Genomic DNA, 16,803 nt, shown 5'->3' with positions numbered 1-16,803 from the left:
CCAACTCGATTTCAGGACTGAATTGATGATCACTCGCAACGTTGTCAACGTGCATTCCAATATGCCAAATCAAACCTTACCTACCGATCTTGGCCATCCATCAGACGAGGAAGGCTTGCTGCCTCTGTCGACGCAGCTGAACAACTTCAGCCCGGCTTGGTCAGATCTACCTTTGCACGAACAGTACATGATCGATGAAGACGGACTTCCAACTCCGATAATGTCCTTCAGTGAGCCAGTGCCAATGCCCCAACAGAACAGGGCCCCGTTATACCACGGTGCTGCAGGGGATTCGTCGCAATTGTCACCGGAGGATCATCCGGAAATCGGTCTCGACACTCCTCATTTCTGGGACTAACCCGTGAGCAATATTCGCAGACTAGAAGACCGTGATCACTACGTGGTTTCCATGGTCATGATTACAGTGGGAGTGTGGAGCGGTTCCGGCGGTCCAGTAAAGTACACTGCCGAATCGTTGAGAAACAGTGTCCCGTATTGGAATGGGAAACCTATCGTTGCCTACCATCCGCGTATCTATGACGATGGATATGCGGGGAACCCAGAAGTGTTTTCAAGACAGCGTATTGGCTGGGTATTCAACACGGCTTTCGATGGCAATCGCTTAATGGCGGAAGCTTGGATTGATGTCGTTCGAGTGAACGAAGTTGACGGTCGCATCCGTGATTCCATCATTCACAACAAAGTGATGGAAGTTAGCACCGGGTTGGCGATCGAAGGCGAAGAATCAAATGTCGAGTGGAACGGGAGCGTTGCTCGTATTCTGGTCGCGTCAAAATTGACCCCCGACCACTTGGCCGTGCTTCCCGATGTACGGGGAGCCTGCTCCGTGGCTGACGGAGCTGGGTTGTGTCGGAATCAATTCGTCGTTGGATCGGTGAACATGGTCCAGCCGTTGTTTCCGTGTTATTGAGACGGAATCGCGTGACCGAACAATGGCGTCCATCGCTATTCGCCATCAGACTCCGGATGAGCGAAGTGCCTTGTGAGGGGACATTGGCGACAATGGACAAGTCCGTTGTTCGGACCACGATAGCGGGATAGGTTTGCTCCCGAAAAGCGGTTTCCCTACCGCCTGCCCGCTATCGTCTCAATTCTAGGGAACAGCTGTGAAAGGGAAGCAGCACAATGAACTCAAAATCAGATCAGCCACCGAAAGTCTATTCTTACATTCGGTATTCGACGCCCGAGCAGTCACTCGGTGACAGCGAGCGTCGTCAATTGGAACTGGCCCGCAAGTTTGCCGATAAGCGTGGCATCGGTTTCGAGGATTCACTACGCCTCACAGACCGCGGGTTGAGTGGCTTCAGCGGTGCACATCGAAAGAAAGGTGCACTCGGCCGATTCTTAGAAGATGTAGAAGCGGGAAGAATCGAAAAGGGTAGCATCTTGGTTGTCGAAAACATCGACCGATTGACTCGCGAGAGTCCATGCGATGCATTGAAAGAAATTGTTTTCAAACTTTGGGAACGCGACGTCTCGCTTGCAACTCTGTCACCAGAAGTTGTTTATGACCAAAGCAGCCAGAATTCGGGTGAATTCATTGGCTTGATCATTTATATGCAGCGGGCTCAAGATGAGTCGCTCCGAAAAAGTGAGCGTGGCAAAGCTGCACGGGATCATGCAAGGAAAGAAGCTCGGGAATCAGGACGCACATTGACTGGACGTCTTCCAGCATGGTTCGATCCAGAGAAGAGCAAACACCGAGGAGAGCGAGTTGCGATTCCCAAAGCAGTCGAAACCATCAACAACATTTTCAAGTGGAAGCGGGACGGGCTTAGCATACGAAAAATCGAAAGCAAGCTAAACCAGTCAAGCGGCTGGAAACGGCCCAGCGGATGGCGAGATACATATATCAAAAAGATCCTTAAAAACCGTGCGGTGATTGGCGAGTATCAGCCGCACACAAAAGTTGATGGAAAGCGAGTACCTACTGGCGATCCCATCCCGGATTACTATCCCGTGATTGTCGATCCCAAACTATTCTCGGCTGTCCAGTCGTTGATGGAGAAAAACCGTGGCACTGGTGGACGGCAAGACAAGGGGAAAAACCTATTTTCAGGGTTGGCCAAATGTGCCTACTGCGGTGGATCAATGCGATTCGTCGACAAAGGCAACGACAACTGGCGATACCTCGTCTGCGACAACGCAGTTCGAAATTTCAAATGCCAGCGTAATCCAGTGAACTACCTTGAATCTGAAAAGCTAATCCTTAGTAATCTTGCGAAACTGGATCCCTCTGTCGTATTGCCAAACGAGAATCAGCAGGCAAACGAAATCGATCAATTCAATCGCGATATTGAAGCAACGCAATTTGAGCTGACCGAATGCGATGCAAAAATGGAGAACTTGGTCGATCAAATCGCGGAAACGAAAAGCAAGAGTATTCGCAACCGATACGAACAAAAGTTGCAAGACCTCGAAGAACTGAAACGCGAGTTGCTGAAGAACGAAAAGGTGCTCACTCGTTCACTGGCAAGTGTTAGCAGGAGCTCTAAAACAATAAAGCGTTGGCGAAGCGATCTCGAATCACTTCTCTCGGCTATTCACGAGGACGATTCGATTGAACTTCGAATGAAGCTCAAAAGTCATGTTCGGAAGTTGGTTGAGCGGATAGAAGTCTTTTCAGTTGGCTACGCCGAAACTCTGTCGCTCGATGATTGCGACACTCCATCATCCAGTCAGGGATTCGCTGATCTGAAACAAGCAAAGCAAAAAGACGATTGGTCCGTCGCCCTGTGGAACAATTTGGAAGAGACTTCCGAATTCAACTACGTCGACTTCAATTCATTCGTCGAATCAATTCAAGAGCGTCGAATGACAAGGGAAGGACGTTTCATTAGAGTGTTCACGACCGGTGGTGCGAACTTCGATCTGGTGCCCCCTGGGAGCCTTGGCTCGGGTATCGAATTGGTGACGAAGGACAAAGCGGGGGTTTCCTGGCGGTTCGTCGAGCCACCGGTTGACGTCCTTTGGAAGAATCACCGAGGGAACTGACGTTCCTCGTTGTCTTAAACCGGATACAACATGATCATGATCGGTCCGCCAGGCAGCGGCAAAACGATGCTCGCCAAACGCGTGCCGACAGTGCTGCCAACGTTGAGTGCTCCGGAGTCGATCGAGACGACGCGTATCTATTCAGCGCTCGGACAACTGCCTTCGGGACAACCGCTTCTCGCCCGACGACCCTTTCGCTCACCACACCACACGATCAGTGACGCAGGACTAGTCGGCGGCGGCAGCCCACCATCGCCGGGCGAAATCAGCAAAGCACACAACGGCATCCTGTTCCTCGACGAACTTCCCGAGTTCAACCGCAAGACACTCGAAGTCATGCGACAACCGCTCGAAGACGGCATCGTTACCATCTCCAGAGCACTGCGTTCGACGACGTTCCCAAGCGACTTTATGCTTGTGGCGGCTGCGAACCCGTGTCCTTGCGGATACAGGAGTGATCCCCGGCGTGCCTGCAACTGCACACCACCGCAAGTTGAAAAGTACATGTCGAAAATTTCGGGCCCGCTGATGGATCGCATCGACATTCAGATCGAAGTTCCGGCTGTCCCGTTCGAAGAGCTTTCCGGGTCCGGCAACGAATGCTGCGGGACCACAAGTGGTCAAATGCGCGAGATGGTCGAAAGGGCCCGCCAGCGTCAAGCGGAACGTTTTGGCAACGGCCCCGTTCGCTACAACGCCCAGATGAGTAGTCGCCAAGTTCGCGAGCACTGCATTCTCGATTCGACCTGTCAAAACATGCTGCGTCACAGCGTCGAAGAGATGGGGCTATCGGCACGGGCTCACGACAAGATCCTGCGAGTCTGCCGGACGATCGCCGATGTCGCCGGCGACGAATCCATCAACGAACTACATCTCGCCGAAGCAATCAACTACCGCAACCTCGACCGAGACCTCTGGGTCTAATTCTTCTCTCCCGTAGTGGATGAGGCGACGAATCCCTCCTCGCCCTCGCACCACTCAGCATCACTGGCTTTCCTAAATTCAGCAACCGCACGCCCAAGCACCATCAACATGCCGTCGTCCAGCCACTTCCGCCTCAAGCGATCCACCCGCCAACTGTGCCTGGCAGCCAGCTTGATGGTCATGGCTGGGATGTGCCTGGTTCCAAAGCCATCGACCGATCGAATCACCACGGATCTTTCGCAGATCCGGCAAAACGCTTCGTCGTCAAATGGCTACGGCACCAAACCGATCGAGGAATTGAAAGTCGGCGATCGTGTCCTCGCCAACAATCCCGAGATTACCTCGCTCGAACGTTCAACGTGGCAGGAACCAGACTGGAGCGATTGGATTCAGCTCTCGCTCGAGATGCCAAAACCTGACGGGTCAGAGCTAAACATCGAACTGCTGCGCCCCGAAACCTGGGTACAGCAACAACTCGGTTATCTCTTCGCCGAGAACGACTCGAATACAGAAGCACCACGCGAACTACCGCTTGGCGACACGTTCGATTCAAACGACGAAGCGAGTCTCCCGTCCGTTCCGCTCTCCCCTTTGCGTCCGCTCTTTCGCGAGCTTGCGATCGTTGATGCGTTGTCATCGATAGGCAACCAGTCATCACCGGCGTTGGTGATCGAAATGGACTTGCCCGAGCTTCAGATCACCGGCCCAGCGCTGGTCCTCGATCTGCGGCCAGCGCCACCGATTACTCCCGGTAACGGGCAAGTCATCACAGCAACGTTTCATCACAGCAGCGGAGACGTGATTGACTTAGAAATCGGCGACGATGTTGATTCGGAAACAATCGGCACCACGAGCAATCATCCGTTCTGGTCAGTCGATCGCGGCGAATACGTTCAAGCTGGAAAGCTAAGCCAAGGAGAGCGAGTCCAAACCTACGCCGGCGACACGAAACGGGTGCTCAACCAGCACCCCCGCCCCGGCCCCCAACCCGTCTACAACCTAGAAGTCCACGCCGAACACGTCTACTACGTCGGCAACTCTGGGACGCTGGTGCATAACACTTACGGTAACGCGAAAACCGGCATTGAGGCTCGAGAGGATATACTTGATGACCTCGATGAACTAGCATTAGCCTATGCGATCGAGCGAACCAATGGCGAGGTATTTCAATGGAGCAGTGTTGCGAGCCGCCTGGGAATTGCAGCCGAAAAGCTGACGCCACTGAGATCTTCGATTCGAAAACATGCTCGAAAACACGGATTGATCCCAGAAGCAGCCGCACTAAACAAACATGGCGTTGCAAATTTCAGTGAACACGTTGTAGATGTGGTCGACCTCCAGACCGGAATGAGTTTGGGTCGAAAAGTGTTTGTCTCCGAGACTATTGGTACACGATATGGACTGCACGATCGAATACTCCGAGAAAAATTCCGTACACCAAATGGGTACGTATGGGACCACATGTCGCGTGACGGTTGGTTCCGATTAGTTGAGCGTGCCGTGCATGCGTTAACCAATGGCCACAAGGGATATGCTCTTTGGCGAACAAACCCTGCCAATAAGAAATGAAATACATACCAAATTCGCTGTTGGGCATAGTTTTTGAAGAGGAGTTTGACGAACTCGTCGATGAATTAGCCGAATCCGGTTTGAAACTTGACCAAACCTATGTCAAATATATACGAGAATACCACGGCGGAATCCCGGTAAACGGGATGTTTAACTGGGGGAGTATCGAACGATTCCTGAACTTTTCCGACAGCTACAAATCTTCTCCGGCGATCAAACAGTTTAATATTAACGTTGTTAAGAATTGGATGACGGAAGCTGGAGTCCGCAAAACATTGGTGCCATTTGCTGCGATGCCGCACGGTGCGTACTTGTGCTTTGATTATGGGAGTACGGGCACCCCACGGATTGTAATCTGGAATAGCGAAGAACATCAACAATGTGATGAGATCGCCATAGGCTTTGCTGAATTCCTGGAAATGCTTGAAAATCAGCAATGAAAACAAGTGACTAAAAGTGTCTAGCACTCGTGACGCATCTTGGAGCATCAAGAGCAGCAGTAATTGGCTCTATCTATTGTGCCAACAAGCGATTGGATATCAACCAGCAATTGTTCAGCGGGTGATGAGCCGTTGATCTGACTTCAGTCGCATACGACAATGCCACTCCGAATCAAACGATTGAAATATATTTTAGATTTGGCGTACCACGATCCCGAGCGTCTTGTTGTACTGATGCTTTGCCGATGGCAAGCAAGCTCAGAACTGCACTTGTCGAAGCATGCCGTTGCGATTGCTTGGCCGCGATGAAGCTGGTGACCTGTTGCCTTGTGCACTCTCGCATCGATTTCGAACGACCGATGCATGAGGCCTTGCCGAAGCACTTGGACCAGTGCCAACTCAATCACGCCAAATCGAAACACTGATCGCGAGTTTCCTCGGAGAATTGGGCAGCGATTTCGGGACCATCGTCGGCCCACTCACCTTTGGCCGAAGGCCTCAATCATCGTAGCCTGCGGCAACGCCGTAGGAACCTGAATGCAAAGCGAACGATTGGCTGAAGGTCAATTTCACCCGGTGGTGTTCGGCCGTCGCTGGAGCCTTTGGAATCCAGCCGGAAAAGGCATTGAAGGAACGAGTAATCGTCATCGTCAAAAGTGCATCAACGCCCTCGAAAAGCGATCAATCGAACAAATCCAGTCCGCGTAACTTTTTGCTCTTCGGCGAACAAGGACCTAAACCCCAGACTCGTGGAGACGCTATCAGCTCGGAGAGCTGAGCGACAATGTTGCTCGGTTCTGTAGGCCCTGCCTGGCCTGACACACCAGCGAACCGCCCTGAGCCCATCTTCCGTCAATGGTTGGTTAACACGCTCACGCAAACTCGGGAGCCCCGCAATCGGCCAGGGCGAAAGAAGTCGAGGCTCGCGTTTTCCCAGTCATCGAGACTGGTAACCTCAGCGTCAGTCTTCACCTTGCTCGACTCATGCCTCCCGAATCGGATTCGTGTTCGATTAGAGATGATAAGTGGTTGGCAATTTGGGAACACTAATCTGCACTAATGAAACGCTAATCAGAGCCGGTCGCTGCTGTTCTTCCTGTTCGGCGGGCTGGAATTCAATTCCGCTCATGGCTTGCCCTCAACGGTCACAGTTCGCCTCCGAATGCTCCTTTGTGCAAGAAAACAAATGGCAGTCCAGGACTGCATCGTACGTACTCAACCGATCGAAAAGTAGAGATGGGCCGGTGAGCGGCGTACTGCGCTACACCGCCAAGAAAAATATCGGCACTGCCCATTAGTGATCCAGATCAATAGGGTCGATGGTTCGGTTCCAAAGTCCCCAATCACGCAACCAGGGGACTCTGTCTCGCGAGCTTTTTCGCGAATCCTGAACGCCGACAGGCAGCTAGCGCCCCCACGCGGCAATTCTCCGTTAGAATCACCGCCCTTGAGGCTGGGGTCACGCACCCCGGTTTTGGATGGAGGCCGGGGGTCAGGATGCTGTTCCCCAGCGTATTTTCACTGCGATGCGGAGCACCTATCGATGGCTTTCAGAGAGTTTTTTGGTTTTCGATCCCAGCAGCAATCGCGTTCACGAAGTGGTTCGCGTCGCCGTACGCTTCGACTCGAGGCGGTGGAGGCGCGTCGCTTGCTTGCTGCGTACGTGGTGGACTCCACTGGCGGCGGAGATTTCCTGTCGATCCAAGCGGCTATCAATGTCGCGAGCGCGAATGGGGGTGAAGATGACGTCATTCGAATCGCTCCGGGAACCTATTTCGAAAACCTCTCGATCGCGAACCAGGACGGGCGTCTGGAACTGGAGGGAATGGACGGCGCTGGACCGGGCGGCGAAAACGGCGTGGTCATTGACGGAAGCTTGGCAGCCGTCTCAACCAACACGATCTCGATCCAACCGCAACTTGGCGGCTACGTCGCTCTTCGCAACTTCGACGTCACCGGCGGCCGAGACGGTATCCAAGCCTTGGGCGCTACCGGCACCATTCCACACACTCTGATCGTTGATCAAGTGAAGTCCTATGAAAACCAACTGAGCGGGTTTGCCGCAATTTTTGCCGGCGATGTCAGCATCACCCATAGTCGTTTCGATGGTAACGGCAGCAACGGAATCTTCGGTCGAGAGCTCCTTTCGTTTTCGACCGACGACGTCACCGCCAATGGCAATGTGAACAACGGCGCATACTTTTTCGCCATGGGCGACATCCAGTTGACCAATAGCTACTTCAACGGGAATGACAACAACGGGATCTACGTCGGCACCGCCGATTCCGTTTCAATCACTGGATCCTTTTTCGACTACAACGCGGTCAACGGAATCAATTTTCGTTCGGTCTCGAGTGGAAATATCGAAGGAACACTGGTCGTTCGCAATGGGATCCGAACTCCAAATTCGCTGTTCGCCGGAATCTATGGGCGTGACAATCACGACATCGTGATCCGTGACACGGTCGTTGCAGAAAGTGCCGGAATGGGAATCGGGTTGTTCGAAACGTCCGGTTCCGTGCAAGTGACTGGCGTGAACTCAAGGCAAAATGCATTGGCCGGTATCCGTGTCAGCAATGAAGGCACCAACCAGCCGCTGACCACTTCCATCGAGGATTCCACCTTTGAATCAAACATCTTCCGCGGGGCGTATTTCGTCTCCGTCAGCGAAGTCTCCATTGTGGACACCACCATCGTCGGCAACGGTTCGGAGACCATCGAGGAACGCGTCGATGGCGGCGGGATCAACCAAACCGGCGGCGGCTTGCTAACCATTCAGAATTCACAAATTCGATACAACGTTTCCAACGGCGACGGCGGCGGGGTCTACAGCGACAGTTCGAACACTGAAATCGACGACTCCGAGATTAGCGAAAACACGTCCTTTTACTCAGGCGGCGGAGTCGCCGTGCAAAATGGCTCGCTGCTGATCGATGGATCGACGCTTGCCAATAACCGTAGCGGTGTATCGGGGCTGTACGGCGGAGGCGGGGGACTGTGGATGGCCGGTCGCGAAGCCTACTTGGTCAATACAACGATCTCTGGAAACACGGCGCTTTACGGGAATGGAGGCGGGATGATGTCTCGCACCGGCAGCGGACCGGTTCATCTGATCAATAGCACGATTGCAAACAATGCGGCCGGACGATCGCCGACGGGAGCGCCGCTGTTCGGTGGTGGCCTCTTCGCAATTTCTGGTCAAACGTTGGTGATTAACACCATTTTTGATGGAAACACCGCGCCGGGAACCTCTTCGGTCAGCATGCCGTCGGATGTCTCGGATCCAAACCAGTCGGTGTTCAGTCTCGGAAACAACTTGGTATCGGACCCTAGCAATGCGTCCCTTTTCAATGCGGTGGGTGATCTCGTCGGGCAAGACGCTCGGCTGGCTCCGCTGCAAGACAACGGTGGTCCCACGCGGACTCACGCTTTGTTAACAGGCAGCCCCGCACTCGATGCCGGTGCGCCCGATGGACAGAACCCGGCACCGAACCTTTCTATTCCGACGGTGGATCAGCGCGGCTTCGGTCGCCCGACATTTGGCGCGGTCGATATTGGTGCGTTTGAAAATCAGGGCCCCGTCGCCAATCCCGACTATGCCTCGACCCCTGAAGAGACCCCTGTCGTGATCGACATTCTGCAGAATGATTCGGATGTGGATGGCGACTCGCTCGAAATCGAGCGGATCGTCAGCGTCGTTGGCGGGCAGGTCGAACAGAACGTTGATGGCACTGTCACGTTCACCCCGGACGCCGACTTCGTTGGACAGGCCGGTTTTTCGTACAACGTGCAAGACGCGTTTGGCAACCAATCACGTACCTCGGTGCTGATTGACGTGACCCCGGTGAATGATCCGCCTGTGATAGCCGACCAAACCTTGGTCGCCGCTGAAAATTCCGATCCAGGAACGTTGGTCGGCAGTCTGTCGGCAAGTGACCCCGAGGGCGATTCGCTTCGCTACTCCGTGGTCGGAGAAAGTCACCCGGGTGCCTTCGCAGTCGACAGCGCTGGAAATGTCACGGTCAACGACGCTTCGTTGCTTGATTACGAAACCACCAGCGAATTCACGTTGCAGGTCTCTGTGTCCGATGGAGCATTGTCGTCGGTGGCCACGGTAACAATCGAATTGACGGACGTCTTCGAAGATATCGATATCCAGCCGGGCGACGACACCAATGCAATTTCGTTGAAACGAGGTTTGGTGGACGTTGCGATGCTATCGAGCGATAGCTTTGACCCTGCCGATATTGATGTCGACTCACTGCTTTTCGGGGCTACCGGAACCGAAGACTCGCTCTCTCGGCACAAGAAACATCAGACGCCACGTGTCCGTTATGAAGATCTAAACGGGGATGGCGTTTTAGATTTGATTGCTTCGTTCGATGTCACCCTGACCGGATTGGACGCGAATGACACCGACGCCACGCTGTCAGGGAACACCGTCGACGGTGAATCCTTTGCTGTGACCCAGTCAATCAGCGTGCTCCAAGGCAAAGGCAATGGAGGCGGCGGCAAAGGGAATGGAAAGGGAAACAACAAGTAACTCCCCTGCGTTCCCCGGTGAGCAATCACAACGAAAGATTGGAACGTTGAACTAAATCCTACACTCGTGGAGACGCTATCAGCTCGGAGAGCTGAGCGACAATGTCGCTCGGTTCTCCGAACCGACCGCGCATCGGGCTGCCACGCCGCCCAGTTGTTTCCACGTTACCTGAAGCGGTGTCAGGTGTGGCGAATGCAAAGATTCGATCAATTTCGCTTTGAGTCCTCGAATCTGATTCAGTAAGCCTAGTGTGCATGGCGAGCCTTTGCTTGAGTGGTTGGCTTGAGCACCATCAGCTCATCAGAGGCTTGCCATGTTTCAATTCAAAACCGGCATCGAAGATGCAAAGCACTTGTTTACCGCACCGTGATGGGCAGCCGCAGCGTTAGTGCCACCGGGCTTATCAAGTGACGAGGCAAAGACAAGACAAAAACTGTTCAATCACATGGCTGGTTGATTCTGCTGGAAGCGTCTATCGCGTCAGCAACGAAGCGACGTGCTGGATTCTGCAGCAGCTGTGGAGCTGCTGTTCCATGCGATCAGCTGCCCGAACCAGAAGAAGAATACGTTGCACCGGCATCAAGTCTTGTTCTGTCGCCTGATCTTCCCGCTTTACCCTGTTTTTCGAAGGAAGTCGCTGACTGGATGATGAAGACCGATCCCCTGTTGACGTGGCAATATTTCAAACCGATCACTGTTGCAAGAAGTTCACTCTGATGGCTGCTCAACGATTGTCTTGGAACGACGAGCACGTTTCATCACCGAATGATGCCATCCATCAAGCGTCTGAGGTTTCAACGCGGCTAACGTTCAGGTTGCGGCGAAGTTCATACTGAAGGCATGCGAATTGCTGAATTCGCACCGCCGGCTCCGTCCGGGGTGGGTGTGTGGTTTGTGTCGCTGTCTCGGGGTTGCCACCCCGAGCTACCGACACGGACTCCTCCGGAGTCAAAGCAGCATTCACCGATCGGGTACGGCTGCAACTAGGTTAAGAATCGCGATTGGAGTGGGCCTGGCTCGCCCCGGAGAGGCCGGCGTCGCTGCCGCTGTTGCGTCGATTTGCCAAGCCAAGGAATGGACACCGTGAATCGTGAATGGTGCCACTCATGAAAGCCAACTTCAAGTTGCTCCCGCGACCGCGGGACCGGATTGATATTGATCATGGGATAAAATACGGACCCTGAGTTGTCCGGTCTTAGCAAACCATTCGTTCCTGGTCGGTCGATAAAGTGGGCTGGCCGATCAGCACGTCGTGGATCGATCGCCACTGGTTGGATGCCCCAGCTCTTCTTCTCCAACTCTGCAGAATCAGCGTTTCTTTGACCGACCGGCTTTCGATCAAGACATCCAGCTTTTTATCGTTCATAGCACGGATTTTCTTGGGGATGGAGCGATCACCCCTTTCGCTTGTGCTAAGTGGATGGCCGTTGTTTGGACTTGTCGGAATCTGGACATCTGATCGTTGTCACCGCCGGTTTACGGACAGTGATCCGGGGTTAAGCGACGATCGTGAAGGTCGGGCCTGTTGGCTGAGTGGATTGAGCTAGGTTCAATCGCTGGCTAATTTTAAAAGGGACCGAATCATATGCTTTCCAACCAGTCAGGACGTTTGCTGCAACGAACGAGCGTTGCGATTATGGTGATCGTGGTGACACCGGTGATTTTGATGGTTGCCGCCACGCTAATTTGTATCGTCGCATACGAGCGTGTTGGCTACAGTCTCGACGAGATCGTGTCGAGAAGTCTGCCGGCAGCCCAAGCGTCGGCTCAAGCAGAGCTCGCCCTGACGAAAATGGGGGTCGAAACGCTGAAAGCCGCTTCGGTTTTTGATCTCGAAGAGCGGGAGCAACATTTGGCCGAGGCCCGACGCCAGGGCGATGTGCTGACCAATGCGTCGCGGCGTCTCTTAGAGATTCCGTTTACACCGGAGGGAAGAGTACGAGCCGCTGCGATCGCCGAAAGCGCACCCAAATTGGTCGAGACTCACCGGCCGATCTGGAAACTTCTCGACGAGTGCACGGTGTTCGCTACCGAAGATGCACTTGAGTTGTTTTCCAAAGAGATTCCTCCGCTGCATGAACGCGTCTATCAGAGTGTCGAGTCGTTTATCGCATTCCATCAAGATAGCGTCGCGCAGCGGAACGCCATCGCCGAACACGAGCTGCAGTTTTCCAAGCAATGTTTGCTGATCGGAAACGTGCTAACGGCGGCGATAGGGCTTCTGTTGGGACTGTTGTTGTCACGCAGGATTCTGAAGCATGTTCGATTGACCCTGCAGACGTTGAAGCAGGTTGCCGAAGGTGATTTGAGCGCGCGTTTGCAAATCGAATCGGAAGGTGAGTTTGGCGAAATAGCGAACGCAATGAACCAAGCTATCTCGGCGTCGCAAGTGACGATGGAAAATCTATCGAAGCGGAATCGAGATATTCAGACGCTGCTGAATTCGGTTGACGAAGGTTTCTTCACCGTCAATCGAGACCTCAAAATCAGCGAAGAGCGATCGGGTGCGGTCGAGCGAAAACTGTCAGCTCCCAACGAGGGTGAGACCTTCCCAGACTTTGTACGCCGATTTGATCCATCGATCGGCGATTGGTTGGAACTTGCCCTCGAAGAGGTCTTTCTGGAGGTGATGCCTGTTGAGGTCACGCTTGACCAGATTCCGGCTCGTTTTGAAGCCAACGGGCGGACTTTCTCGATTCGGTGTACGCCGTATCGAGACGTCGAGGACCAGTTGCATCTGGCAGTGATTTTGTCCGATATTTCGAACCAGGTGCACAAGGAACATCTGGAAACGAAGCAGCGGGAAATGATGTCGATCGTCGGCTGCATTACCGATGACAAAACCGGCTTTCTAGAATTCTTCAATGAAGCGAATAGCTTGGTCAAGCAGTTGGAATACGAAGACGGCGATGATCTCACCTTGACTCTCCGTCGTCTGCACACGCTCAAGGGCAACGCTTCGATCTTTGGATTGGAACGACTTGGGCAGGTTTGCCACCGGATCGAACAATTGATTCATGAAGACAACGAACTCCCAAATGACGGGAGTATGGAGGAGCTGGTTTCCTGTTGGGCTTGTGTGACACAATATGTTGATCGTGTGATCGGAGACAAAAACAATCACATTGTTGTCCAGTTCAAAGAATATGACGAAACGGTTGTGGCGGTTTTGAATCGCGCTCCGCATGAGAACATTGCGACGCGAATGGCGTCCTGGAAGCTCGAACCGACGGAGGCTCGGATGAGGCGAGTTCGGGAACAAGCGGTTGCCTTGGCAAAGCGTCTGGGCAAAGGCGAGATCGAGGTTCATTGTAGCGGCGGCGACTTGCGAATTTCGCCGAACGAATGGAGTGAATTCTGGGCCGCATTCGTTCATATCGTTCGCAACGCGATCGACCACGGTTTGGAATCACCAGAAGAGCGTTTGGAGGTTGGGAAGCCTGAAACAGGGAGGATCGAAATCAGCACCGTCGTTTCTGATGAACATTTTGTGATCAAGCTTTCTGACGATGGCCGCGGCATCAATTGGGAACGAATTCGGGAATTGGCAAAAGAAAGAAGCCTGCCGGCCACAACCGAACAAGAACTGATAGACGTGCTGTTGTTCGACGGCTTTTCGACACGTGAAACCGTGACGGACATCAGCGGCCGTGGTGTCGGAATGGCGGCGGTGCGGTCCTGTTGTCGCAAACTTGGTGGAGAGCTCTCCATCGAGTCCACACTTGGAGTCGGGACGTCCATTTCGTTTATCTTCCCGGTCGATCGCATGGCACCCAAAACATTCGAAGCGTTGCGGTTCCACGGTTTGGAAGACCTCTTCAGTGTTGCAACTGGCAGCGTTGCAACTGGCACTAGCACGACTTGATGCCAAGCATGACTGCGTGTTGATCGTAGAGCGTCGAAAGTCAGCGGGCGGTCCGGCATTTCCGCTTTGATCAATCTTTGAACGATGATGACTAAGCAATGAGCAAATCTATTTACTTCGCCGGCTGTTTGACGCTGTCAACCGTTTGGGTGATGTCGCTTCCTGTTCGAGGCGACAATGCGTTTATCAACATGCCTGATGAGATCGGTGAGAAAGAAACGATCCAAATCGCCAAGCATTACGCGAAAGATCACCTGGAGCCAGCACTGCGTGCCTCTGAAACACTTGTCGACGAGCTGAAAAAGGTAAACAGGGATCGTGCGGAGTGGCAGCCATTTAGCGATCGGTGGAAAGCTTGGAAGCCCGACGAGGTGGAGTTGCATCAAAACAGCTATGACTATGCTGAATACGTTTGGTCGGCACGAAAGGATCGACGTTTCCGCAATCATCATTTGCGGTCCGGTCTTGCAAATGAACTGCGTCGGATCGCGGAGGAGTCCGAGGGTGTCATTTCCGAATTGTTCGTTGTCGACGCGCTCGGTGGAAATGTGGCGGTTACCTCTTGGACGTCAGATTGGTTTCAGGGGAACGAAGCAAAATTCATAGAGCCGGCGAAATCGCTGGATATTTACGTCTCTGCTTCCCGGCGTGACGACACCGTCGGCAAAACCGTGGTGCAGGCGAGCGTGCCTGTAGTAGATCAGGACGGGGCCCTTCTGGGTGTAGCCATCGTTTCTCTTGATGTTGAGCTGTTGTCGCTGCACAATTGAGTTTCGTCGAGTTGGATCAATTCACGCGACTGAGCAGCTGTTTTGCAGGGTGATCTTGAAAAGATCCTAAATCGACGGACAGGGATCAAAAATTCTCGGCTCGATGTCGAATTGTTGAATCTCCGTTCGACCAGACTCAAACAGCTCTCTCCTTCTAAAACTTTGGAATCAACGATGAAGTTCTTTTGTGCGCACGCAGTAGCGATCGGATTGTTGGTCGTCGGATTTTCGGTCCAAGGCGGACGCGTGATGGCGCAGGAAATGCCTCCTGCCGCAAAACCGACTGCTGAACATCAATGGCTAGAAAAGTTCGTCGGCCAATGGGCGACCGACTGCTCGGCGAACATGGGGCCGGATCAACCTGCGATGGAATGCAAAGGGACGATGTCGTCGCGGAACTTGGGCGGATTCTGGGTCATCAACGAAATGAAAGGCGAGATGTCGGGTGCACCGATGGTTGGGATCCAAACGGTCGGCTTTGATCCCGACAAAGAAAAGTTCGTGGGAACCTGGATCGATTCGTCGACTTCATTCATGTGGAAGTACGAAGGGTCACTCGATGAAGACAAAACGACATTGACGCTGAATGCCAAAGGCCCAAACTTTTTTGCCGAAGGCAAGCTGGCAAACTTTCAGGACATCTATGAATTCACATCCGACGACGAGTTCTTGCTGAAGTCGCAAATCCAAGGTGAAGACGGAAAGTGGATCGTCTTCATGAGCGGCAAAGGCACTCGTGTGAAGTAAACACAAACATCTGATTGCCAGTGCGTGTCTTGCAAGGCGAGACGTTGCGATGATTGATCGTTTAGTTCAGCGGGACAGTTTTGTCTTGGAACCGAAAGTACAGATCATCCGAGTCTCGCCAACTGGTATTGGTGACTGAGCGAACGTTCTTCCAAATCTCGCTGCCGTCGAATTGCAAATAAGTCTCTTTGTCCGTCATTCGAATCGGCGAGAATGACCATTGCCACGCCGTCGACGAGTCTTGCAACGCTTCGACAATCAAGCCACATTCCAGGTCGTTGCCTAAGTCTCCCATCATGCCGACGAGGGCACCGAAGCCCGATTGCTCGCCGCGGGTGATTGGATAGATCATCAGCGGAGTGGGGAGCAGACGCAGTTCCCAACGCTTGCCGCTCGGTTCCAAGCAGTAGCCTTCGAATCGACGCGCGATTTGTCGTAGCGCCAGATTGAACCGTCTTTCCGTTGGTGCTGATGTGATGATGCCCGAAAGATTGATTCGCGTCGCTGGCGAACGTGGATTCCAGAGGGTTCCGCTATCGGAGCGGCTTACCTGCAGCAGTGTCGGCGCCAACGCATGCAGCTCGTGCACCACGCGTCGCTGTGATGCGTCGCCTTGCCAGGGGAACGAATAAATCGCGGCAATCGCAACCGGCTCTTTTCCTACGTTCCAAACGAACACATGTCCCAGTTGACCGCTGTTTCGCCGGGTATTGGTCCACTGTGAAACCGGTGTGGGTTGCAGCTTGATCGTCGTCTTCGGCTGCCCTTCAAGAACGAAGGAATACGCCTCGGCCGATTCCTTGTGGATCGGCAACAGGCGTTCGAGAGTGATCGAAGATGGCGGTGTGTCTTGTGATTGAGAATGCTCGGCGTCCCAACACAGACAGCCCCAAAGCAGGATCATAACGCTGGACCAACGCATGGCGGATT

At 53.4% G+C, this 16,803-nt stretch carries 12 protein-coding genes; 10 read left to right on the top strand and 2 right to left on the bottom strand.

Annotated features, from left to right (window positions below):
- The first annotated feature begins 25 nt into the window (after positions 1–25).
- The 7 genes from CGZ80_RS09045 (at position 26) to CGZ80_RS09015 (ending at position 10,491) form a co-directional block, all read left to right on the top strand.
- On the top strand, positions 26–358 hold the full coding sequence (locus CGZ80_RS09045) for a hypothetical protein (protein ID WP_143543816.1): 333 nt from the start codon (positions 26–28) through the stop codon (positions 356–358).
- A gap of 3 nt (positions 359–361) precedes the next feature.
- Positions 362–931, top strand: coding sequence for a hypothetical protein (locus CGZ80_RS09040; RefSeq protein WP_103296400.1), 570 nt, complete (start codon positions 362–364; stop codon positions 929–931).
- A gap of 215 nt (positions 932–1,146) precedes the next feature.
- Positions 1,147–3,015 carry a recombinase family protein gene (locus CGZ80_RS09035; protein WP_094413503.1) on the top strand — a complete coding sequence of 623 codons (1,869 nt, stop codon included), beginning with the start codon at positions 1,147–1,149 and terminating at the stop codon, positions 3,013–3,015.
- A gap of 30 nt (positions 3,016–3,045) precedes the next feature.
- Positions 3,046–3,939 carry a YifB family Mg chelatase-like AAA ATPase gene (locus CGZ80_RS09030; protein WP_233148320.1) on the top strand — a complete coding sequence of 298 codons (894 nt, stop codon included), beginning with the start codon at positions 3,046–3,048 and terminating at the stop codon, positions 3,937–3,939.
- A 108-nt stretch (positions 3,940–4,047) separates the two neighbouring features.
- A complete protein-coding gene (locus CGZ80_RS09025) occupies positions 4,048–5,508 on the top strand; it encodes a polymorphic toxin-type HINT domain-containing protein (protein WP_094413501.1) in 1,461 nt (486 codons plus the stop codon).
- Positions 5,505–5,948: an SMI1/KNR4 family protein gene (locus tag CGZ80_RS09020; RefSeq protein WP_094413499.1), complete on the top strand. Its 444-nt coding sequence runs from the start codon at positions 5,505–5,507 to the stop codon at positions 5,946–5,948. The genes CGZ80_RS09025 and CGZ80_RS09020 overlap by 4 nt, the downstream gene beginning before the upstream one ends.
- Positions 5,949–7,596: 1,648 nt before the next feature.
- Complete coding sequence (locus CGZ80_RS09015) at positions 7,597–10,491, top strand: Ig-like domain-containing protein (protein ID WP_158222621.1); 2,895 nt, start codon at positions 7,597–7,599, stop codon at positions 10,489–10,491.
- A 1,195-nt stretch (positions 10,492–11,686) separates the two neighbouring features.
- Here CGZ80_RS09015 and CGZ80_RS27900 read toward each other — a convergent pair.
- On the bottom strand, positions 11,687–11,857 hold the full coding sequence (locus tag CGZ80_RS27900) for a hypothetical protein (protein ID WP_158222620.1): 171 nt from the start codon (positions 11,855–11,857) through the stop codon (positions 11,687–11,689).
- Positions 11,858–12,076: 219 nt separating this feature from the next.
- Here CGZ80_RS27900 and CGZ80_RS09000 point away from each other — a divergent pair, with 219 nt between their 5' ends.
- From CGZ80_RS09000 to CGZ80_RS08990, 3 genes are all read left to right on the top strand, one after another.
- Positions 12,077–14,356, top strand: a complete 2,280-nt coding sequence (locus CGZ80_RS09000; RefSeq protein ID WP_094413491.1) for an ATP-binding protein — start codon at positions 12,077–12,079, stop codon at positions 14,354–14,356.
- A gap of 152 nt (positions 14,357–14,508) precedes the next feature.
- Positions 14,509–15,126: a PDC sensor domain-containing protein gene (locus CGZ80_RS08995; RefSeq protein WP_143543815.1), complete on the top strand. Its 618-nt coding sequence runs from the start codon at positions 14,509–14,511 to the stop codon at positions 15,124–15,126.
- A 174-nt stretch (positions 15,127–15,300) separates the two neighbouring features.
- Positions 15,301–15,873 (top strand): DUF1579 domain-containing protein, encoded by a 573-nt coding sequence (locus CGZ80_RS08990; protein ID WP_143543814.1) that lies wholly within the window; start codon positions 15,301–15,303, stop codon positions 15,871–15,873.
- 61 nt (positions 15,874–15,934) lie between these two features.
- Here the strand turns inward: CGZ80_RS08990 and CGZ80_RS08985 are convergent, their stop codons facing one another.
- Positions 15,935–16,795, bottom strand: coding sequence for a hypothetical protein (locus CGZ80_RS08985; protein WP_143543813.1), 861 nt, complete (start codon positions 16,793–16,795; stop codon positions 15,935–15,937).
- Positions 16,796–16,803 lie beyond the last annotated feature (8 nt).

Origin of the sequence: Rhodopirellula sp. MGV, assembly GCF_002251265.1 — a bacterium.
Classification (GTDB): Bacteria; Planctomycetota; Planctomycetia; order Pirellulales; family Pirellulaceae; genus Stieleria; species Stieleria baltica_A.
The sequence above is the reverse complement of the archived record's forward strand: the minus strand, read 5'-3'. Positions and strand labels throughout refer to the sequence as shown.

What these genes read in the sequence shown, in the direction of transcription:
- CGZ80_RS27900 (WP_158222620.1), bottom strand. Translation starts at nt 11,857, where the DNA reads ATGAACGATAAAAAGCTGGATGTCTTGATCGAAAGCCGGTCGGTCAAA.
- CGZ80_RS09025 (WP_094413501.1), top strand. Translation starts at nt 4,048, where the DNA reads ATGCCGTCGTCCAGCCACTTCCGCCTCAAGCGATCCACCCGCCAACTG.
- CGZ80_RS09020 (WP_094413499.1), top strand. Translation starts at nt 5,505, where the DNA reads ATGAAATACATACCAAATTCGCTGTTGGGCATAGTTTTTGAAGAGGAG.
- CGZ80_RS09045 (WP_143543816.1), top strand. Translation starts at nt 26, where the DNA reads ATGATCACTCGCAACGTTGTCAACGTGCATTCCAATATGCCAAATCAA.
- CGZ80_RS09000 (WP_094413491.1), top strand. Translation starts at nt 12,077, where the DNA reads ATGCTTTCCAACCAGTCAGGACGTTTGCTGCAACGAACGAGCGTTGCG.
- CGZ80_RS08990 (WP_143543814.1), top strand. Translation starts at nt 15,301, where the DNA reads ATGAAGTTCTTTTGTGCGCACGCAGTAGCGATCGGATTGTTGGTCGTC.
- CGZ80_RS08985 (WP_143543813.1), bottom strand. Translation starts at nt 16,795, where the DNA reads ATGCGTTGGTCCAGCGTTATGATCCTGCTTTGGGGCTGTCTGTGTTGG.
- CGZ80_RS09035 (WP_094413503.1), top strand. Translation starts at nt 1,147, where the DNA reads ATGAACTCAAAATCAGATCAGCCACCGAAAGTCTATTCTTACATTCGG.
- CGZ80_RS09030 (WP_233148320.1), top strand. Translation starts at nt 3,046, where the DNA reads ATGATCATGATCGGTCCGCCAGGCAGCGGCAAAACGATGCTCGCCAAA.
- CGZ80_RS08995 (WP_143543815.1), top strand. Translation starts at nt 14,509, where the DNA reads ATGTCGCTTCCTGTTCGAGGCGACAATGCGTTTATCAACATGCCTGAT.